Raw genomic sequence first — 2,795 nt, forward strand, 5'->3', positions numbered from 1 at the left:
CATACTTCCAATAGAATATCCGGTGATGATGGCTATGTGGTCCCACCTGTTCCCATTCCGAACACAGTAGTTAAGCACATAAACGCCGAAAGTACTTGGCTGGAGACGGCCTGGGAGGATAGGAAGTTGCCGGTTAGAAAAAGCACCGCTCATGGCGGTGTTTTTTCTTTTTAATCGTTATATTATTAGCTTGCATAACCAAAATACTTGTGTTATCATCATTTTTGGACAAGGGATGGCATCCATTTGGAGTCATACTCTCTAATTTGCTTCAAAGTTATAAATGCGCTTTTTCGCTTAGATCCTTGGGACTGAGACGAATGATATCAGCGGCTGTACGGCCTGCTGTTATTTGTGTTTATATGCCTCCTTATCCTGTAGGGTGAGGAGGCTTTTTTAGTTAAGCATGTTACAGGCTCCCTTGTTTTTAAATTTTTTGGGAGGTGCTTTTGGTGAAAGCAGTATTTAAGACGGCTTGCGATTTTCTCGTGAGCAATATGAGTTTATTGGTTTTTTTGATTGGCGTTTTTGCGGTATGGCGTCCAGAGGCTCTTACATGGGTAGGGCCACATATTCCTGTTTTGTTGGGAATTATAATGTTTGGCATGGGTATGACCCTGACGGTGGACGATTTTAAGAATATCCTCAGAAATCCAAAGGGAATTTTTATTGGAGTGTGCGCACAGTTTCTCATTATGCCTGCTGTAGCATTCGGATTGGTAAAGGCCTTTGGCTTACCACCAGAAATTGCTATAGGTGTCATTTTGGTAGGAACCTGTCCAGGAGGAACAGCCTCCAATGTAATTGCTTATTTGGCCAGGGGAGATGTGGCCTTGTCTGTATCCATGTCGGCAACATCCACTATATTAGCTCCACTGGTTACACCAATTCTTACATATTTATTGGCAGATGCAGTAATTGATGTGTCAGTGTCCTCAATGATGATGTCCATTGTAAAAATGGTACTGCTGCCTGTTTTATTGGGCTTGGGGGTCCACCATTTCTTTGAGAATTTTTCACGGACAATTAATCCTTTTATGCCGATGCTTTCGGCAGTTACAGTTGTATTAACCGTTGGCGGTGTTGTATCCCTTAGTGCAGCCAAGTTACTGGATGTGGGACTTATGATGTTTGCAGTGGTTATTTGCCATAATTCCTTTGGTTTGTTGTTAGGTTATATTTTGGCCAAGCTGTTTAGATTAGATGAAAAGAGAAGTCGTACTGTTTCCATAGAGGTGGGTATGCAGAATTCCGGTATGGCCGCTTCCCTGGCAGTGCTCTATTTTGACCCGATAGCAGCCATTCCCGGAGCTATATTCAGCGTATGGCACAATGTCTCAGGGGCGGTATTGGCCAACTATTTTTCCAGGCATTCCGAAGAGAATGATATGGTGAGTCCCCAAGTAAAGCTGTCATAAAAGGTATAGGAGTTAAGTGAGGTAGGAGAAGGATGAAGATTTTAAGAACTCAAGATGAAATAAAAAGGTTTTCTCAGGAAATGAAAAATGCAGGTAAGAGTATAGGCCTTGTTCCAACAATGGGAGCCTTACATGAAGGTCATTTGACTCTTATGCGCAGGGCCAGACAGGCTGTAGATGTGGTAATTGCGTCAGTATTTGTAAATCCCGTTCAGTTTGGGCCAAATGAGGATTTTGATGCTTATCCACGTCAATTTGATGAGGACTGTAAAAAATTGGAGGAAGCTGGTGTTGATGCAGTATTCCATCCGGAACCTGATGAGATGTACCCTGAGGGCTTTTGTACCTATGTAAATGTGGAGGGTGATTTCACCAAAAAGTTATGTGGGGGTCAGCGTCCTGGTCATTTCCGTGGTGTGGCAACTGTAGTTACCAAGCTCATTAATCTGTCCCGGGCTGACAAGGCATACTTTGGTCAGAAGGATGCCCAGCAGGTTTGCGTAATACGTCGATTCGTAGAGGATTTGGCCATTCCGGTGGAAATCAATATGGTTCCTATCGTCCGGGAGGAAAGTGGCTTGGCCCGCAGTTCACGTAACGTATATCTTTCAAAAGAAGAAAAGACGGCTGCCCTGGTATTGTCACGTAGTCTGAATATGGCAAAGAAGGCCTTTGAAGGTGGAGAAAGAAATGTCTCCCAGCTAAAGCAGATTATTTTAGACGAAATCAATAGTGAGCCTCTGGCAGCCATCGACTATGTGGAAATATATTCCTTCCCGGCTTTGGAAGAAATTGATGAAGTAAATGGTGAGTCCATTATGGCCATCGCTGTAAAGATTGGTAAGACCCGCCTTATTGATAATGTAATTTTGGAGGGCTAAGAAATGATGCTTCACATGTTAAAATCTAAGCTTCATTGCGCAACAGTAACTGAGGCGAATCTTCAGTATATGGGCAGTATAACTATTGATGCTGATTTAATGAAGGCAGCGGGAATATATGAAAATGAGCGGGTGCAGGTGGTAAACAACAATAATGGCTCCCGCCTGGAAACCTATGTTATTCCGGGAAAGCCGGGCTCCGGAGTTATATGTCTTAATGGTTCAGCAGCCCGCTGGGCCCAGCCGGGAGATGTTGTTATAATTATGGCCTACGCGTTTATGGAAGAAAAGGAAGCTGTTCAGTATAGACCAACGGTAGTCATGCTGGATGGAGATAATAAGGTTAAAGAAACCCGTAATTATGAGTGTCACGGGGAAATATATATAAATAACTGATAGGCGGCCTCCGTTATTATTCTGCTTTTAGGATAATGACGGAGGATTTTTATTCTGTTTAGATATACAGAAAGTGTCAGAACATTGATTTTAATGAAAA

The 2,795-nt window shown here is 42.9% G+C and carries 3 protein-coding genes and 1 rRNA gene; all 4 read left to right on the forward strand.

Annotation, left to right across the window (positions count from 1 at the left end; translation table 11 throughout):
- Positions 1-18 precede the first annotated feature (18 nt).
- Positions 19-135, forward strand: a 5S ribosomal RNA gene (gene rrf, locus ACKI5G_RS10035).
- Positions 136-497: 362 nt separating this feature from the next.
- Positions 498-1,418, forward strand: a complete 921-nt coding sequence (locus tag ACKI5G_RS10040; protein ID WP_407400001.1) for a bile acid:sodium symporter family protein — start codon at positions 498-500, stop codon at positions 1,416-1,418.
- Between the two features lie 32 nt (positions 1,419-1,450).
- Positions 1,451-2,299 carry a pantoate--beta-alanine ligase gene (gene panC / locus ACKI5G_RS10045; protein ID WP_407399997.1) on the forward strand — a complete coding sequence of 283 codons (849 nt, stop codon included), beginning with the start codon at positions 1,451-1,453 and terminating at the stop codon, positions 2,297-2,299.
- A 3-nt stretch (positions 2,300-2,302) separates the two neighbouring features.
- Positions 2,303-2,695 carry an aspartate 1-decarboxylase gene (gene panD / locus ACKI5G_RS10050; protein ID WP_407399999.1) on the forward strand — a complete coding sequence of 131 codons (393 nt, stop codon included), beginning with the start codon at positions 2,303-2,305 and terminating at the stop codon, positions 2,693-2,695.
- The last annotated feature ends 100 nt before the right edge of the window (positions 2,696-2,795 follow it).

Source organism: Anaerovibrio sp. (genome assembly GCF_045637405.1).
Taxonomy (GTDB): domain Bacteria; phylum Bacillota; class Negativicutes; order Selenomonadales; family Selenomonadaceae; genus Anaerovibrio.

What these genes read in the sequence shown, in the direction of transcription:
- ACKI5G_RS10040 (WP_407400001.1), top strand. Translation starts at nt 498, where the DNA reads ATGAGTTTATTGGTTTTTTTGATTGGCGTTTTTGCGGTATGGCGTCCA.
- panC (WP_407399997.1), top strand. Translation starts at nt 1,451, where the DNA reads ATGAAGATTTTAAGAACTCAAGATGAAATAAAAAGGTTTTCTCAGGAA.
- panD (WP_407399999.1), top strand. Translation starts at nt 2,303, where the DNA reads ATGATGCTTCACATGTTAAAATCTAAGCTTCATTGCGCAACAGTAACT.